This window comes from Promicromonospora sp. Marseille-Q5078 (assembly GCF_050315395.1).
Classification (GTDB): domain Bacteria; phylum Actinomycetota; class Actinomycetes; order Actinomycetales; family Cellulomonadaceae; genus Isoptericola.
In genome coordinates, this window is record NZ_JBNPQG010000001.1 from 326,308 (window position 1) to 341,031 (window position 14,724).

Annotated in this window: 12 protein-coding genes; 7 read left to right on the top strand and 5 right to left on the bottom strand. The window is 76.2% G+C overall.

The window, feature by feature from the left end:
- Positions 1-138 precede the first annotated feature (138 nt).
- From ACQFYA_RS01475 to ACQFYA_RS01490, 4 genes are all read left to right on the top strand, one after another.
- Positions 139-2,337 carry a S9 family peptidase gene (locus ACQFYA_RS01475; RefSeq protein WP_499127399.1) on the top strand — a complete coding sequence of 733 codons (2,199 nt, stop codon included), beginning with the start codon at positions 139-141 and terminating at the stop codon, positions 2,335-2,337.
- 151 nt (positions 2,338-2,488) lie between these two features.
- Entirely contained in the window at positions 2,489-3,511 is a 1,023-nt protein-coding gene (locus ACQFYA_RS01480; RefSeq protein ID WP_499120844.1) for a 3-oxoacyl-ACP synthase III, read from the top strand.
- Positions 3,508-6,312, top strand: coding sequence for an alpha/beta fold hydrolase (locus tag ACQFYA_RS01485; RefSeq protein ID WP_499120846.1), 2,805 nt, complete (start codon positions 3,508-3,510; stop codon positions 6,310-6,312). The genes ACQFYA_RS01480 and ACQFYA_RS01485 overlap by 4 nt, the downstream gene beginning before the upstream one ends.
- Positions 6,309-7,304 carry an NAD-dependent epimerase/dehydratase family protein gene (locus ACQFYA_RS01490; RefSeq protein WP_499120850.1) on the top strand — a complete coding sequence of 332 codons (996 nt, stop codon included), beginning with the start codon at positions 6,309-6,311 and terminating at the stop codon, positions 7,302-7,304. Before ACQFYA_RS01485 ends, ACQFYA_RS01490 begins: the two co-directional genes overlap by 4 nt.
- Before the next feature lie 5 nt (positions 7,305-7,309).
- Here the strand turns inward: ACQFYA_RS01490 and ACQFYA_RS01495 are convergent, their stop codons facing one another.
- The gene (locus ACQFYA_RS01495) at positions 7,310-8,233 is read right to left on the bottom strand and encodes a hypothetical protein (protein WP_499120852.1); all 924 of its coding nucleotides are present in this window, start codon (positions 8,231-8,233) and stop codon (positions 7,310-7,312) included.
- A 2-nt stretch (positions 8,234-8,235) separates the two neighbouring features.
- Positions 8,236-9,267 (bottom strand): SPFH domain-containing protein, encoded by a 1,032-nt coding sequence (locus ACQFYA_RS01500; RefSeq protein WP_499120854.1) that lies wholly within the window; start codon positions 9,265-9,267, stop codon positions 8,236-8,238.
- 106 nt (positions 9,268-9,373) lie between these two features.
- Between ACQFYA_RS01500 and ACQFYA_RS01505 the strand changes: the two genes are divergently transcribed.
- The 3 genes from ACQFYA_RS01505 (at position 9,374) to ACQFYA_RS01515 (ending at position 11,869) form a co-directional block, all read left to right on the top strand.
- Positions 9,374-10,150 carry an NUDIX hydrolase gene (locus tag ACQFYA_RS01505; RefSeq protein WP_499120856.1) on the top strand — a complete coding sequence of 259 codons (777 nt, stop codon included), beginning with the start codon at positions 9,374-9,376 and terminating at the stop codon, positions 10,148-10,150.
- A gap of 130 nt (positions 10,151-10,280) precedes the next feature.
- A complete protein-coding gene (locus ACQFYA_RS01510) occupies positions 10,281-11,576 on the top strand; it encodes an inorganic phosphate transporter (RefSeq protein ID WP_499120859.1) in 1,296 nt (431 codons plus the stop codon).
- A complete protein-coding gene (locus ACQFYA_RS01515) occupies positions 11,573-11,869 on the top strand; it encodes a hypothetical protein (RefSeq protein WP_499120861.1) in 297 nt (98 codons plus the stop codon). Before ACQFYA_RS01510 ends, ACQFYA_RS01515 begins: the two co-directional genes overlap by 4 nt.
- 32 nt (positions 11,870-11,901) lie before the next feature.
- Here ACQFYA_RS01515 and ACQFYA_RS01520 read toward each other — a convergent pair whose 3' ends face one another.
- The 3 genes from ACQFYA_RS01520 to ACQFYA_RS01530 form a co-directional block, all read right to left on the bottom strand.
- Complete coding sequence (locus ACQFYA_RS01520) at positions 11,902-12,843, bottom strand: CHAD domain-containing protein (RefSeq protein WP_499120864.1); 942 nt, start codon at positions 12,841-12,843, stop codon at positions 11,902-11,904.
- Positions 12,844-12,975: 132 nt separating this feature from the next.
- A complete protein-coding gene (locus tag ACQFYA_RS01525) occupies positions 12,976-14,256 on the bottom strand; it encodes a glycoside hydrolase family 3 N-terminal domain-containing protein (RefSeq protein WP_499120867.1) in 1,281 nt (426 codons plus the stop codon).
- Positions 14,253-14,717 carry an SRPBCC family protein gene (locus ACQFYA_RS01530; protein ID WP_499120870.1) on the bottom strand — a complete coding sequence of 155 codons (465 nt, stop codon included), beginning with the start codon at positions 14,715-14,717 and terminating at the stop codon, positions 14,253-14,255. Before ACQFYA_RS01530 ends, ACQFYA_RS01525 begins: the two co-directional genes overlap by 4 nt.
- Positions 14,718-14,724 lie beyond the last annotated feature (7 nt).

Here is a 14,724-nt window from a genome sequence, read left to right on the forward strand (position 1 = left end):
CACCACACCTAGGCTGGCCGCGTGCCCGACGACCTGACGCCCTCCGCCGACCCTGCCCTCGATCCCGCCCTCGATCCCGCCCTCGACCCCGCAGCGGCCCCGCCGGGAGCCCACGCCGAGGCGCCCACGGAGGCGCCGGTGGCGGAGCGCCGCCCGACGGTGCGGTCGCACCACGGCGACGACGTCGTCGACGACTACGAGTGGCTGCGCGACAAGGAGTCGCCCGAGGTCCTGGCGCACCTGACCGCGGAGAACGCGTGGACGCAGGCGCAGCTGGCGCACCTGGCGCCGCTGCGGCAGTCGGTGTTCGACGAGATCAAGGCGCGCACCCTCGAGACGGACCTGTCGGTGCCGGTGCGGACGGGCGGCTCCTGGTACTACACGCGCACCGAGGAGGGGCGGCAGTACCCGGTCCACGCGCGCGTGCCCGCGGCGGGGGAGTGGGCGCCGCCGCAGATCGACGCGGGGACCGTGCCGGCCGGCGAGCAGGTGCTGCTCGACCAGAACGCCGCCGCGGACGGCCACGACTTCTTCTCGCTCGGCTCCTTCGACGTGTCCGAGGACGGCGCGCGGCTCGCGTACGCCGTCGACACCACCGGCGACGAGCGGTTCACGCTGCGCGTGCGCGACCTGACGACCGGCGAGGACCTGCCCGACGTCGTGGAGGACACGTTCCCCGGCGCCGTGCTCACCCCGGACGGCCGGTACGTCTTCTACCCGACGGTCGACGACGCGTGGCGCCCGTACCGGGTCTGGCGGCACGAGGTCGGCACCCCGGCCACGGACGACGTGCTGGTCCTGGAGGAGCCCGACGAGCGGTTCTGGGTGGGCGTGGGCCTCACCCGCTCGCGCCGCTACCTGGTGGTCGAGCTGGGGTCGAAGACGACGAGCGAGGCGCACGTCCTCGAGGCGGACGACCCGACCGGCGACCTCCGGCTCGTGTGGCCGCGGCGCGACGGCGTCGAGTACACGGTGGAGCACGCGGTGCTCCCGGCTCCCGCCGGCACCACCACCGACAGCACCACCACCACCGACGGCGCCGCCGGGCGGGACGCCCTGCTGGTGCTGCACAACGACGGCGCGGAGAACTTCGAGCTCGTCGTGACGGACGTCCCCGCGCCCGACGCCGGCCCCCTCGACCCCGCGGCGGCGCGGGTCGTCGTCCCGCACGACCCGGACGTGCGGCTCGACGGCGTGGACGCGTTCGCCCGGCACGTGGTGCTGAGCCTGCGGCGCGAGGCGCTGCCGCGCGTCGCCGTCGTCGACCTGGCCCAGAACGCCCGCACGACGGCGGACCGGCCGTGGACGGCGCGCGAGATCGACGTCGACGAGCCGCTGTTCTCCGTGGCCCTCGACGCCAACCCGGACTGGGAGCAGCCGCTGCTGCGGGTGCAGCACACGTCGTTCGTCACGCCGGCCACCGTGGTGGACGTGGACCTCGCCACGGGCGAGCGGCACGTGCGCAAGCAGCAGCCCGTGCTGGGCGGCTACGACCCCGCCGACTACGTGCAGCACCGGGAGTGGGCCGTCGCCGAGGACGGCACGCGGGTGCCCATCAGCCTGGTGTGGCGGCGCGACGCGGTGACCCTCGACGGCTCCGGCACGCGCGCCGAGCCCGCGCCGCTGCTGCTGTACGGGTACGGGGCGTACGAGACGAGCATCGACCCCTACTTCTCCGTGCCGCGCCTCAGCCTGCTGGACCGCGGCGTCGTCTTCGCCGTCGCGCACGTCCGCGGCGGCGGCGAGCTCGGCCGGCACTGGTACGACGACGGCAAGCTCGCGGCCAAGGAGCACACCTTCACCGACTTCGTCGCGTGCGGGCGGCACCTGGTGGAGACGGGCTGGACGGCGCCCGAGCGCATGGTCGCCGACGGCGGGAGCGCCGGCGGCCTCACCGTGGGCGCGGCGCTCAACCTGGCGCCCGGGCTGTTCGCCGGCGTGCTCGCGGGCGTGCCGTTCGTCGACGCCCTGACCTCCATGCTCGACCCGTCGCTGCCGCTCACGGTGGTCGAGTGGGACGAGTGGGGCGACCCGCTGCACGACCCCGAGGTGTACGCCCGCATGAAGGCGTACACCCCCTACGAGAACGTGCCCGACGACGCGTCCGTCTACCCGCGGGTGCTGGCCACCACGTCGCTGCACGACACCCGTGTGCTGTACGTCGAGCCGGCGAAGTGGGTGGCGCGCCTGCGGGCCGCGGGGGCTCCTGCGCTGCTCAAGATCGAGATGTCCGCCGGGCACGGCGGCGTCTCCGGGCGGTACGCACGGTGGGAGGAGATCGCCTTCGAGCACGCGTGGACCCTCGACGTGCTCGGGGCCTCCGCCACGGCGGGGTGAACTCAGGGTGGCCGATCCCACATCGTGCCGTTGGAACGGCAAGCACGCCTCGGACGTCGTAACGTCGCGGGGCCGGGGTCGCGCGGCCCCGCCTACTCGTCGCTGAGCCGGCACCGTGCTCCCCATGCACGACCGGTCGTCTGGAGCTCGTGTGTCAGGGAACGCCACCACCAGGTTCGCCAACGTCTCGCTGCTGTCGGTGACCAGCCGCCTCCCCTCCGGCGTGCGGACGTCCGCCGAGGTGCAGAAGCGGCTCGCCCCGGCGCTGCGGCGCCTGCGGCTGCCCACCACGCTGCTGCAACGCGTGGCCGGGGTCCGCGAGCGCCGCGCCTGGACCGCGGACGAGGACGTGGACGACGCGACGGTCGCCGCGGGGCACGAGGCCCTCCGGGCCGCGGGCGTCGAGGCCGCCGACGTCGGCCTGCTGATCAACACGTCCGTCACGCGCCGGCACCTCGAGCCGTCGGTCGCGGTGCGGCTGCACCACGGGCTGGGGCTGCCGTCGTCGGCGGTCAACTTCGACGTGGCCAACGCCTGCCTGGGGTTCATCAACGGCATGAGCCTCGCCGCCGGGATGATCGAGTCCGGCCAGGTCCGCTACGCGGTGGTCGTGGACGGCGAGGACGCCGACGTGATCCACGACCGCACCATCGAGCGGCTCCTGCGCGAGGACCGCAGCCGCGACGACTTCATGCAGGAGTTCGCCTCGCTCACCCTCGGCTCCGGCTCGGCGGCCGCGGTGCTGGGCCGCGCGGACGAGCACCCGCGGGGGCACCGCGTGCTCGGCGGCGTCACGCGCGCCGCGACCCGCTTCCACGACCTGTGCGTGGGCAGCACGGAGGGCATGTTCACGGACGCGAAGGCGCTGCTCGACGGCGGGCTGGAGCTCGTCGTGGACGCCTGGAAGGACGCCGTCGCCGACTGGGACTGGTCGTCCATGGACCGGTACGTGACGCACCAGGTGTCGCGCGTGCACACCGACGCGATCGTCGAGTCCGTGGGCCTGGACCGGTCCAAGGTCCCGACGACGTACGAGCGGCTGGGCAACGTGGGCCCGGCGTCGGTGCCGATCACGCTGGTCGAGCAGCAGGACTCGCTCGCCGCGGGGGACCGGGTGCTGCTCATGGGCGTCGGATCGGGTATCAACACCGCGATGCTGGAGCTCGCCTGGTGAGGGGCTCGACCACCGGCACGACGAGCGTCCGCCCCGCCGACACCGTCCCCCCGGGCCTGCCCGGGCTCGACCCCCGCTACAGCCACGTGCTGACGGACGCGCGCGGCGGGTCGTGGCACTACCTCGACAACGGGCCCGAGCTCGCGGCCCGGCTCGGTCCCGGCGCCGAGCCCGCGGGCACCGTGCTCGCGGTGCACGGCAACCCCACCTGGTCGTACCTGTGGCGGCGGCTCGTCACGGACGCGGTCGACGCCGCGGCCCACGGCCGCCCCGCATGGCGCGTCGTCGCCGTCGACCAGCTCGAGATGGGCCTCTCCGGCCGGACGGGCGAGCACCGCCCGCTGGCCCGCCGGGTCGCCGACCTCGGCGCCTTCACGGACGCGCTTGGCCTGACGGGGCCGGTCGTGACGCTCGGCCACGACTGGGGCGGCGTCGTCTCGCTCGGCTGGGCCGTGGACCACCCCGACCAGCTCGCGGGCGTCGCGCTGCTCAACACCGCCGTGCACCAGCCCGAGGACGCGCCCGTCCCCGCGCCGCTGCGCCTCGCCCTGGCGGGGCCCGTGCACCGGCTGGGGACGCGCACCACCCGCGCCTTCCTCGAGACCACGCTCGCGCTGGCCCGCCCGCGGCTGGCGAACGACGTCGCGCAGGCGTACCGCCTGCCGTACCTCACCGCCGCCGAGCGCGACGGCGTCGAGGGCTTCGTCGCCGACATCCCGGTGGACGACCGGCACCCGAGCGCGCCCGAGCTGGCGCGCGTCGCCGCGGGCGTCGCCGACCTCAAGGTGCCCGCCGTGCTGCTGTGGGGCCCGCACGACCCGGTGTTCTCCGACCGCTACCTCGACGACCTCGTCCACCGGCTGCCGCACGCGCACGTGCACCGGTTCGCCGACGCGGGGCACCTCGTGGCGGAGGACGCGGACTGGACCCCGGCGGTGCTCGGGTGGCTCGGGTCGCTGTCTGCCTCGTCGGTCGAGACCACCGATCGGGTTTCGACAGGCGCTCCGTCGGTCGAGCCTGTCGAGACCACGGATCGGGTTTCGACGGGCTCAACCAGCGGTCCGGTGTCGACGGGCGCTCCGTCGGTCGAGCCTGTCGAGACCACGAGGAGGGTTTCGACAGGCTCAACCAGCGGTCCGGTGTCGACCGGCGGAGGACCGTTCGTGCCGCTGTGGGCGGGGTTGGACGACAGGGCGGACGACCCGGGTCCGGCCGTGCTGGACATGACCACCGACGGCGCGGACGGCCGTCCGCTGACCGTGAGCTGGCGGGCGCTGCACCGGCAGGTGCGGCGTATCGCGGCGGGGCTGCACGGGATCGGTGTGCGGCGGGGCGACCGTGTGTCGCTGCTGGTCGAGCCCGGGCCGACGCTGACCGCCCTCGTGTACGCGTGCCTGCGGATCGGCGCGGTGGTCGTGGTGGCCGACGCCGGGCTGGGCGTGCGCGGGCTCACCCGGGCCGAGCGCGGGGCGTGGCCGAGGTTCGTCGTCGCGCAGACCAAGGGGCTGACCGCCGCGCGGGCGCTCGGCTGGCCGGGGGTGCGGATCTCCGCCGACCCGCTCGCCCCGGCGGTGCGCCGGGCGCTCGGGGTGACGCACGAGCTCGTCGACGTCGCCCGCGCGGGCGAGGGGCGCGCGCTGCCGCCCGAGCCGGGGCCGCAGGACGAGGCCGCGGTGCTGTTCACCTCCGGGTCCACGGGGCCGGCCAAGGGCGTCGTCTACTCGCACGCCCGGCTCTCAGCGCTGCGCGACGTGCTCGCGGCCCACTTCGACGTCGGCCCCGAGACGGGGCTGGTCACGGGCTTCGCGCCGTTCGCGCTGCTGGGGCCGGCCCTCGGCACCCGGTCGGTGACGCCCCGCATGGACGTGTCGTCCCCGCGCACCCTCACGGCGTGGGCCGTCGCCGACGCGGTGCAGGCCTCCGAGGCGCGGATCGTCTTCCTGTCCCCGGCGGCGATCCTCAACGTCGTGGCGACGGCGGACGCGCTGGACGACGCGGACCGAGCCGCTCTCGGCCAGGTGCGCACGGTCCTCTCGACGGGGGCGCCGATCTCCGCGGAGCTGCTCGGCTCGGCGGCGGAGCTCATGCCGGCCGCCGCCGCGCACACGCCGTACGGGATGACGGAGTGCCTGCTCGTCACCGACATCACGCTCGACGGCATCCGCGACGCCGCCGCGGCGCCCGACGACGGCGTCTGCGTGGGCCGGCCCGTCGGCGGCGGCGAGGTGCTCGTCAGCGCGCTCGACGACGACGGCGCCGCGACCGGCGAGCCCTCCGCCGCCCCCGGCGTCCTGGGCGAGGTCCTCGTGCGCGCCGGTCACCTCAAGGAGCGCTACGACCGGCTGTGGCTCACCGACCTGGCGGCGGAGCGCGACACCCCGCCGGGCCGCTGGCACCGCACGGGAGACGTCGGGCACCTCGACGACCGGGGGCGGCTGTGGATCGAGGGCCGCCTCGCGCACGTGCTCCGCACGGCCGACGGGCCCCTGGCGCCGGTCGGGCCGGAGCAGCACGTGGAGCGCGTGCCGCAGGTGCGTCGTGCCGCGGTGGTCGGCGTCGGGCCGGCGGGCGTGCACCAGCCGGTAGCGGTCGTCGAGACCGTGGCCGGCGCGCGCCGCCCCGGGCTCGCGCCCGATGCGCTCGCCGCCGCCGCCCGGGCCGCGTCGCCGGTGCCGCTCGCGGCGGTGCTCGTGGTGCCGCGCATGCCGACGGACGTGCGGCACAACTCCAAGATCGACCGCGCCCGGCTCGCGACCTGGGCCGACCGGGTGCTCACCGGCGGCCGGGTGGGGGCGCCGTGACGGTCCTCGTGACCGGCGCGTCCGGGCTGCTCGGCGGCGCGGTGGCCCGCGCGCTCGCGGCCCGCGGCGACGACGTGCGCACCCTGCAGCGCCGGCCGTCCGGCGTCGCCGGGGCGCACGACGTCCTGGGCTCCGTGACGGACCCGGACGCCGTCGCGCGCGCCGTCGACGGCGTCGAGGCCGTGGTGCACCTCGCGGCCAAGGTGTCCCTCGCCGGGGACGCGTCGGAGTTCCGGGAGGTGAACGTGCGCGGTACGCGGACGCTGCTCGACGCGGCCGAGCGCGCGGGCGTGCGGCGGTTCGTCCAGGTGTCGTCCCCGTCCGTCGCCCACCTGGGCACCTCGCTGGTCGGCGTCCCGGCCACCCCCGCCGACCCGGAGCGCGCCCGCGGCGACTACGCCCGGACCAAGGCGGCCGCCGAGGTGCTCGCCCTCGGCCGGGACGGGGCCGGCGGCGGGCCGCGCGTCGTCGCCGTCCGCCCGCACCTCGTCTGGGGGCCGGGCGACACCCAGCTCGTCGAGCGCGTCGTCGACCGCGCCGCCCACGGGCGGCTGCCGCTGCTCGGGCACGGTGCCGCGCTCATCGACACGCTCTACGTGGACAACGCCGCCGACGGCATCCGCGCCGCCCTCGACCGGCTCGACGGGGCGCCCGACGCCGTCGGCGGCCGCGCGTACGTGCTGACCAACGGGGAGCCGCGCACCGTCGCGGACCTGCTGTCCGGCATCTGCCGCGCCGCCGGGGTGCGGCCGCCGGCGTGGCGCGTGCCCGCCGGGCTGGCCCGGTCGGCCGGGGGCCTCGTCGAGGCCGTGTGGCGGGTGCGGCCCGGCGCCGACGAGCCGCCGATGACCCGCTTCCTGGCCGAGCAGCTGTCCACCGCGCACTGGTTCGACCAGCGCGCCACGCGGCGCGACCTGCGCTGGACGCCGGCGGTGAGCGTCGACGAGGGGATGCGCCGGCTCGCCGCGCACTACGGGGGAACCGCGCCGTAGAGGGGTCACGGCCGCACGAGCCGCAGCGGCTCCGCGCCGGCCCGCACCGTGACGGTCTGGCCCCAGGTGGCGACGAGACGGTCGTCCTCCATGCCGTCGCCGAAGACGACCAGCCGGTCGGACGCGACGGTGAGCGCCACCTCGTCGCCGCGCTCCACGGTGCCCTCGGTGAGCGTCGTGCCCGTGCCGGGGGACGGCCACGCCTCGCGGACGAACCAGCCGAGGCGGTCCTCCGACCGCCCGGGCGCCCTCCGCCCGCCGCGGTCGTGCGCGAGCGACGCCCACCAGCCCGTGGCCCCCGTGCCGGTCGCCACCAGCAGCCCGGACGACGACTGCCGTTCCTCGCCCGCCGCGCACCGCAGCGCGTAGCGCGCGCTCTGGTGGCCGGGGTGGCCGACGAAGACCTCGTTGAGGGCGGTGAGGTGCTGGCCGTCGTCGAGGTCGGCGCGCACGGTGGTGAGCGCGTCGACCGGCAGCAGCGCCGCCCGGTCGGGCGCGGCCGCGCCGCGTGGCACCGGACCGTCCAGCCCGGCGAGCAGGCGCGCCGCGGCGGCGACGGGATGCCGCACGAGCACCCCGGGGTTGGTGCCCGGCTCGGGGTCGACGCCCAGCACCGGCTGGCCGTGCAGGTACTTCGCGACGTTCGCCACGAGCCCGTCCTGGCCGACGACCACCACGACGTCCTCCGGCGCCACGAGGAACCGCGACAGGTCGGCGCGCTCCACGTCCGCCCTCGCCCACCCGGCGGGGAGGGCGGCCACGACGGCGTCGCGGGCGGCGGCGAGCGTGTCGTGCCGCTCCTGCACCTCGGCGAGGGTGCGCCCGCGGGTGCGCAGGAAGAACTCGGCCTGCCCGCGGGTGCCGTGCCGGTCCAGCAGCTCGTCGAGCTCGGTGCGGCGGTGCACGACGACCGCCCGTCGGCGCAGCACGGTCAGGCCGCCTCTCCGCCGGCGGGAGCGCCGCCCCTCGGGCCCTGCACCAGGCTGCCGAGCACCCCGGTGAGCAGGTCGGGGGTGATGGTGAGGTGCTGCACGGCGGGCAGCGACCCGGCGGCGTCGCGCAGCGCGAGGGCCAGCAGCGTGCCCTGGCCGGCCTCGGCGTAGGCGGCCATGCGGGCGCGCTCGGCCGCGGCCTCCGCCTCGCCGACGGTGCGGACCTGCTCGGCCCGCGCGTCGGTGTCCAGGCGCGAGCGCTCGGCGCGCGACCGGGCCTCGACCATCGCGGCCGCCGCCTGCTCCTCGGCCTCCCGGCGCGCGTTGGCGCCGTCCTGCGCGACGAGGCGCTCGCGGCGGGTGGCGAGCTCGATCTTGCTCGCGAGCTCGTTCTCCGCGATGGCGCGCTCCCGCTCGACGGCGAGGGCCCGGCGCTCGTACGTGGCGCGGTCGGCCTCCGCCTGCACCTGCTCGCGGGCGGGCGTCTGGAGCGCGCGCTCGACGTCCTTCTCGGGCCGGACGGCGAGGACCTGGACGCCGACGACGGCGATGCCGGTCGCGACGAGCCGGGGGTCGGCGGGCAGCGCCTCGGTGAGGAGGGCGCGGACGCGGGGCACGCCGGCGGTCATCGCCTCGGCGAGCGTCATCGCGGCGAGGACGTCGGCGGCGTGGCTCTGCGCGAGCTGCCCGACGATGGTGGTGACCTGGTCGCGCCCCTCGGTGCTGGTGGTGCCGTGGTGGGGGTCGACGGCGAAGTCGAGCCGCTGCGACGCGGTCACGGGGTCGGCGAAGCGGTACGTGACGTTGGCCTGGACGGTGACGTCCTGGTGGTCGGTCGTGACGGCGTGGAAGAAGACGGGCAGCTCCTGGTCGTCCACGGGCACCTCGCTGAGCACCGAGGTGGTGGGCCGGAACCAGAACGCCTGCCCGACGCCCTGGTGCGCGACGCGGCCGCGCCGCAGGTGCACGACGTGCCCCGTCGGGCTGCCGAGGAAGTGCCGGGTCCAGGGGTAGCTGTGGATGGTGGCCATGACGCCCTCTCTTTCTCGTCACAATGACGATTAATTGATGTCGGGATGACGATAACCACCGCCCGGAGTTCTCGTCAATCTGACATCAAGCGGGTAGGGTGGCCGCATGGACGGAACGACGAAGGCCGGCGTCGGCGTGCCCCCGGATGCAGCCCTGCTGCCGGTGACCGTGGACGTCGTCGCGCTCACCGTGCGCGACGACGCGCTGCAGGTGCTCCTCGTCGAGCGCGGGGTCGAGCCGTTCCGCGGGGTGCCCGCCCTGCCCGGCGGGTTCGTGCTGCCGGGCGAGGGGCTGGCGGCCGCCGCGACGCGCGAGCTCGCGGAGGAGGCCGGTGTCGCCCCGCCCGGGCACCTGGAGCAGCTCGGGACGTACGGGCCGCTCGGCCGCGACCCGCGCGGGCCGGTCCTGTCCGTGGCGCACCTGCTGCTCGCGCCCGAGTTCGGCGTGGTGCAGGCCGGTTCGGACGCGGGGGGCGTGGCCTGGCGGCCCGTGGCGGAGGTGCTGGACGGGGCGACGCTCGCCTTCGACCACGCCCGGATCCTGGCCGACGGCGTCGAGCGCGCCCGGTCCAAGCTCGAGTACTCGCCGCTCGCCACCGCGTTCTGCGGCCCGGAGTTCACGGTCGCGGAGCTCCGGCGCGTGTACGAGGCGGTGTGGGGCGTGCGTCTCGACCCGCGCAACTTCTCGCGCAAGGCCACCGGCACGCCGGGCCTCCTCGAGGAGACCGGCCGCGCCACCTCGGGCGGGGCGGGCCGCCCCGCGACGCTCTACCGGGCGGCGCGCGAGGCCGGGTTCGCCGACGAGCGCGACGACGGGCGCGACGACGGGCCGGCGAGCGTCCCGGCCGTGCTCAACCCGCCCCTCCTGCGGCCCGGGTCCTGACCCGGCGGCCGGTCGCGCGCGACGCGCGCGGACGACACGCCGCCGTCAGATGAACACCAGGTGAACAGTCCCGGAACAGTTCACCGAACGGCCCACCGACGGTCGAATTCCCTCAGGATCACCCTCCACGATGGGTGCCGTGACCGAGACGCTTCTGCTCGCGCTCGTCGTCGTGACGGCCCTCGCTTTCGACTTCACCAACGGGTTCCACGACACGGGCAACGCGATGGCCACCTCCATCGCCACCCGAGCCCTCAAGCCCCGGACGGCCGTCGCGCTGTCCGCCGTCCTCAACCTCGTCGGCGCGTTCCTGTCGCTCGCCGTCGCCGCCACGATCGCCAAGGGCATCGTCGACGCCGGAGTGATCACGCTCCCCGTCGTCCTCGCCGGGCTCGTCGGCGGGATCGTCTGGAACCTCATCACCTGGCTGCTCGGCATCCCGTCCAGCTCCTCGCACGCCCTCGTGGGCGGCATGGTGGGCGCCGTGCTCGCCGCCGTCGGCACGTCCGGCGTGCTGTGGTCGGGCGTCATCTCCAAGGTGCTGGTGCCCGCCCTCATCGCGCCCGTGGTCGCCATCGCGGTGGCCGGCCTCGGCACGTGGCTCGTGGCCCGGCTGACCCGCGGCGTGCCGCAGGACGTCACGAACCGCGGCTTCCGCTGGGGCCAGATCGGCTCCGCGTCGCTGGTCTCGTTGGCGCACGGCACCAACGACGCGCAGAAGTCGATGGGCATCATTCTGCTCGCGCTCATCGCGGGCGGCGCCGTGCCGGCCGACTCGAACGTCCCGTTCTGGGTCATCCTCAGCTGCGCCCTCGCCATGGCGCTCGGCACCTACCTGGGCGGCTGGCGCGTCATCCGCACCCTCGGCAAGGGCCTCGTCGAGATCGACACCCGCCAGGGCATGGCCGCGGAGACGTCGTCGGCCGCCGTCATCCTGCTGTCCAGCCACTTCGGCTTCTCGCTGTCGACGACCCACGTCGCGACCGGCTCCGTGCTCGGCTCGGGCGTCGGCATGCCGGGCGCCAAGGTGCGCTGGAGCGTGGCCGGCCGCATGTTCGTGGCCTGGATGGTCACCCTCCCCGCCGCCGGCCTCGTCGGCGCGCTGTGCCACTGGCTGGAGTCGGCGATCGGCGGCACCGCCGGCACGATCGCCGTCTTCGCGCTGCTCGTAGTCGTCTCGACGGCCATCTGGCTCGTGTCGCGCCGCAAGCCGGTGGACCACACCAACGTGAACGAGGCCTGGGACGAGGAGAAGGGCGCGTCCCTCGAGGCCGTCGCCGCCACCACGGGCGAGGCGGGCGGCGAGCGCGTCGGGCCCGTGCCCGCCCTCGCGACCGCGTCGTCCGTCGGGCCCGCCGTCGGCGCCGTGGGCACCGTCGGCGCACCCCCGCACCACGCCCCGGCGAACCGGAAGGTGGACGCATGAACGTCATCGAGTGGGGCGCCCTCGGCCAGGTCCTCGTGGCCGGGCTGATCATCGGCGCCGGGATCCCCGCGCTGTTCGCGCTCGGCCTGCGGCTGCTGGCCGGCACGACCTCCCCGGACGCGCAGGGCACCACGGCGCCCGACGCCGGCGGACCCGCCGACGGCCGCCCGGCGCGCGCCATCGCCATCACCCGCCCCAGCCCGGCCCGCCTCGCGGGTGCCGTCGCCTGCATGGGCGTCGTGGTGGGGGCCATCGCCTTCGGCCTGGTCTTCCTGGTCTCCGGCGGGCACTGACCGACCCGCCTCCCAGCATGCGATCGCTCGCGTCATCCGGACGGATGACGCGAGCGATCGCGTTCTCGAAGGGTGGGCACGGCCTCGACGGGAGCTCGGCGCGCGAGGCGGGCCGCCTCCGCGAGGGCCTGATCGGCCGGCTCGCCGGCGGCCCGGGCGCACGCGTCGACGGCCGCGGCGGTGCGCGGCCCGGACAGTCCGGCGAGGGTCGCGCGGAGCACGTCGGCGTCGTGCACGGTGCCGAGCAGGTCCTGCAGGTCGTGGTGGTGCGCGACGGCGTCGCCCGCCCAGCGGTCGGTGGCGCGGTCCCCGGAGCCCGCGAGCACCTCGGCCGCGTAGCGGGCCCGCCGGGCGGCCTTGCGCAGCCGGTGCACGACGTCGGGCGCCGGGCGCGGCTCGCCGCTGCCGGGACCCGCCCACGACGCCACCGGGCCGGTGCGGCTCCGGACCCGCCCGAGCTCGTGCTCGACGCCCGGACGCAGCGCCGCCGCGGCATCCTCCCCGGCGCCCTGGGCGAGCGGCGGCGTGGCGGCGAGCGAGTCCAGCCGCGCGGTGAGGTCGCGGCAGCGGGCGGAGGCGAGCGCCGTCGTCACCGCCGCCCGGGCCTCCGCGTGGGCCGCCCGGAGTGCGCCGTCGAGCAGCACGAGCCCCGCCCGCACGTCGGGCGTCGCGGTCGCGAGCTCGCGACCGAGCGCCGCGAGGCCGTCGCGCTGCACCTCGGCGTCGCGCGCGGCCCCGAGGGTGCGCACCCACCACGTGAGCGCGTCGAGCGTGCCGTCCTCCGTCGCCACCCACGGCGCGAAGGCCCGCAGCGTGGCCCGCAGGCGCCGCACCGCGACGCGGGCGTCGTGCACGGCGTCGGGCGCGTCGCCGCCCGCGCGCGCGGAGGTCCGGACGTCGTCGTGGCCGCGCAGGATCGCCTCCGCCTGGGTGCGGATCGCGACGGTGAGCACGTCACCGGCCGTGCGGGCCATGCTCGATCCTCGCCCGCCGCGCCGGGCTCCGCCGGGCGGGGGCGGAGACCGCCGAGGTAGTTCACGGTGCGCCGAGGAAGTGGACCAGACCACTACCTCGGCGCGTTCTGGACTACCTCGGCGCGTTCTGGACTACCTCGGGAGGTCGGCCTTGGCCGCCAGTACTCGCCGGGCGGAGGCGTCGACCTTCTTGGCGAAGGCCGGGTCCTGGCGGGCCTTCGCGACCAGGGCGTCAGCCATCGCGGGGGCCACGGTCGGGTCGGCGGAGGCGAGCACGAGGTCGACGCCGGCGTCCACGGCGTCGACGGCGCGCTCGCCCGGCGACCGGCCCTGCACCTGGGCGGCGGCGGACAGGTCGTCGGTCATGACGACGCCGTCGAAGCCCAGGTCGCCGCGCAGCAGGTCGCCCACGACGACGGGGGAGAAGGCGGCGGGTGCGCCGGGGTCGATCTGCGCATAGACGGCGGTGGACATCATCACGAATCGCGCGCCCGCGTCGATGCCGCGGGCGAAGACGCGCACCGACGCGTCGTCGCGCGTGGTGACGTCGTCGGTCACGTGGTCGTCGGTGTCCGTGTTGGCGGTGACGCGCCCGAGGCCAGGGAAGTGCTTGATCACCGGCTCGACCCCGGCCGCGCGCTGCCCGGCGCTGAACGCGTTCGCGGAGCGCACCACGGACCGGGGAGTGAAGCCGTAGCTCCGGTCGAAGGCGCCGATGGGCGGGTTCTGCGCGGCGTCGTCCTCGTCGACCAGGTCCATGACGGGCGCCAGGTTGAGGTTGACGCCGGCGTCGGCGAGCTCGTCGCCCCAGCCGCGGGCCCGCTCCTGCAGGGTGCTCGCCTTCCAGGTGGCCTGCTCGGTGGCCGCCGGGACGTCGGAGAAGCCGGGCCCGCGTAGCACCTGGACCATGCCGCCCTCCTGGTCGGTCGCCACGAGGAGCGGCGTGCCGTGCGTCGAGCGGCGCGAGACCAGGCCGGTGTACTCGTCCACGAGGTCGCGCGTCGCGTCCACCCCGGCCTGGCTGCGGCCGTGCAGGAAGACGTTGCCGACGTGCTCCTCGCGCACGGCGGCGGCGCTCACGGCGGCCGGGTCGGTCACCGACACCCCGACCATGAGCAGCTGGCCCACCTTCTGCTCCAGCGACCAGCCGGCGAGCACGTCGTCGGGGGTCTCCGGGCTCGTCGAGGTCGAGGGCGCCGACGATGCTGACGACGATGCGGACGGCGTGGCGGACGGCGTGGCGGACGGCGTGGTCGCCGTGGCCGACGGTGCGGGCGAGCTCTGCGCGGCGGACGAGGCCGGGCCCGGCGAGGGCTCGGTGCCGGCGCCGGAGCACCCGGCGAGGACGGCGGCCCCGGCGAGCGTGATCGCGAGGCCGGGTCTCGACAGCCTCGACCGGCGGGGGCGGGTCACGCGCGACGGGCAGGGGCGCCGTCGCGGTGGGCGAGGGTCGCGAGCGCGTCCTGCCAGTGCGCCTGTGAGCTGGTCGCGTGCTGGGCCGTGTCGATGTTCTCCTGCCTCACGGCCACCACCGTACCCGTCTCGTCCGGTTCGAGCGTGATGCGGATCTCGTGGTAGTTGTCCGGGATGTCCGCGAGCTCGGCGAGCGGCGAGAAGTGGGTGAAGTGCAGCAGGCGGGGGCGGTCGACGGCGATCACCACGCCCTTGTCGGCGAACTGGCGGCCGAAGAAGTGCCCCTCGAAGGTGACGGGGCTGCCCGGCTGGAAGTCCGTCTCGATGTTCGCGCCCAGCATCCACCGCGCGCCGGGGTGCATGAGCTCGGCCCAGACCCGCGCGGGCGGCTGGTTCACGTGGATCGACGCCTCGGCGACGTGCGGGAATCGGTGACGGGAGGGGGTGGTGGGGCTGGTCATCGTGAGG

Coding starts and splice junctions, on each gene's coding strand:
- ACQFYA_RS01505 (WP_499120856.1), top strand. CDS start 9,374: ATGGACGGAACGACGAAGGCCGGCGTCGGCGTGCCCCCGGATGCAGCC.
- ACQFYA_RS01500 (WP_499120854.1), bottom strand. CDS start 9,267: ATGGCCACCATCCACAGCTACCCCTGGACCCGGCACTTCCTCGGCAGC.
- ACQFYA_RS01530 (WP_499120870.1), bottom strand. CDS start 14,717: ATGACCAGCCCCACCACCCCCTCCCGTCACCGATTCCCGCACGTCGCC.
- ACQFYA_RS01515 (WP_499120861.1), top strand. CDS start 11,573: ATGAACGTCATCGAGTGGGGCGCCCTCGGCCAGGTCCTCGTGGCCGGG.
- ACQFYA_RS01520 (WP_499120864.1), bottom strand. CDS start 12,843: ATGGCCCGCACGGCCGGTGACGTGCTCACCGTCGCGATCCGCACCCAG.
- ACQFYA_RS01510 (WP_499120859.1), top strand. CDS start 10,281: ATGGGTGCCGTGACCGAGACGCTTCTGCTCGCGCTCGTCGTCGTGACG.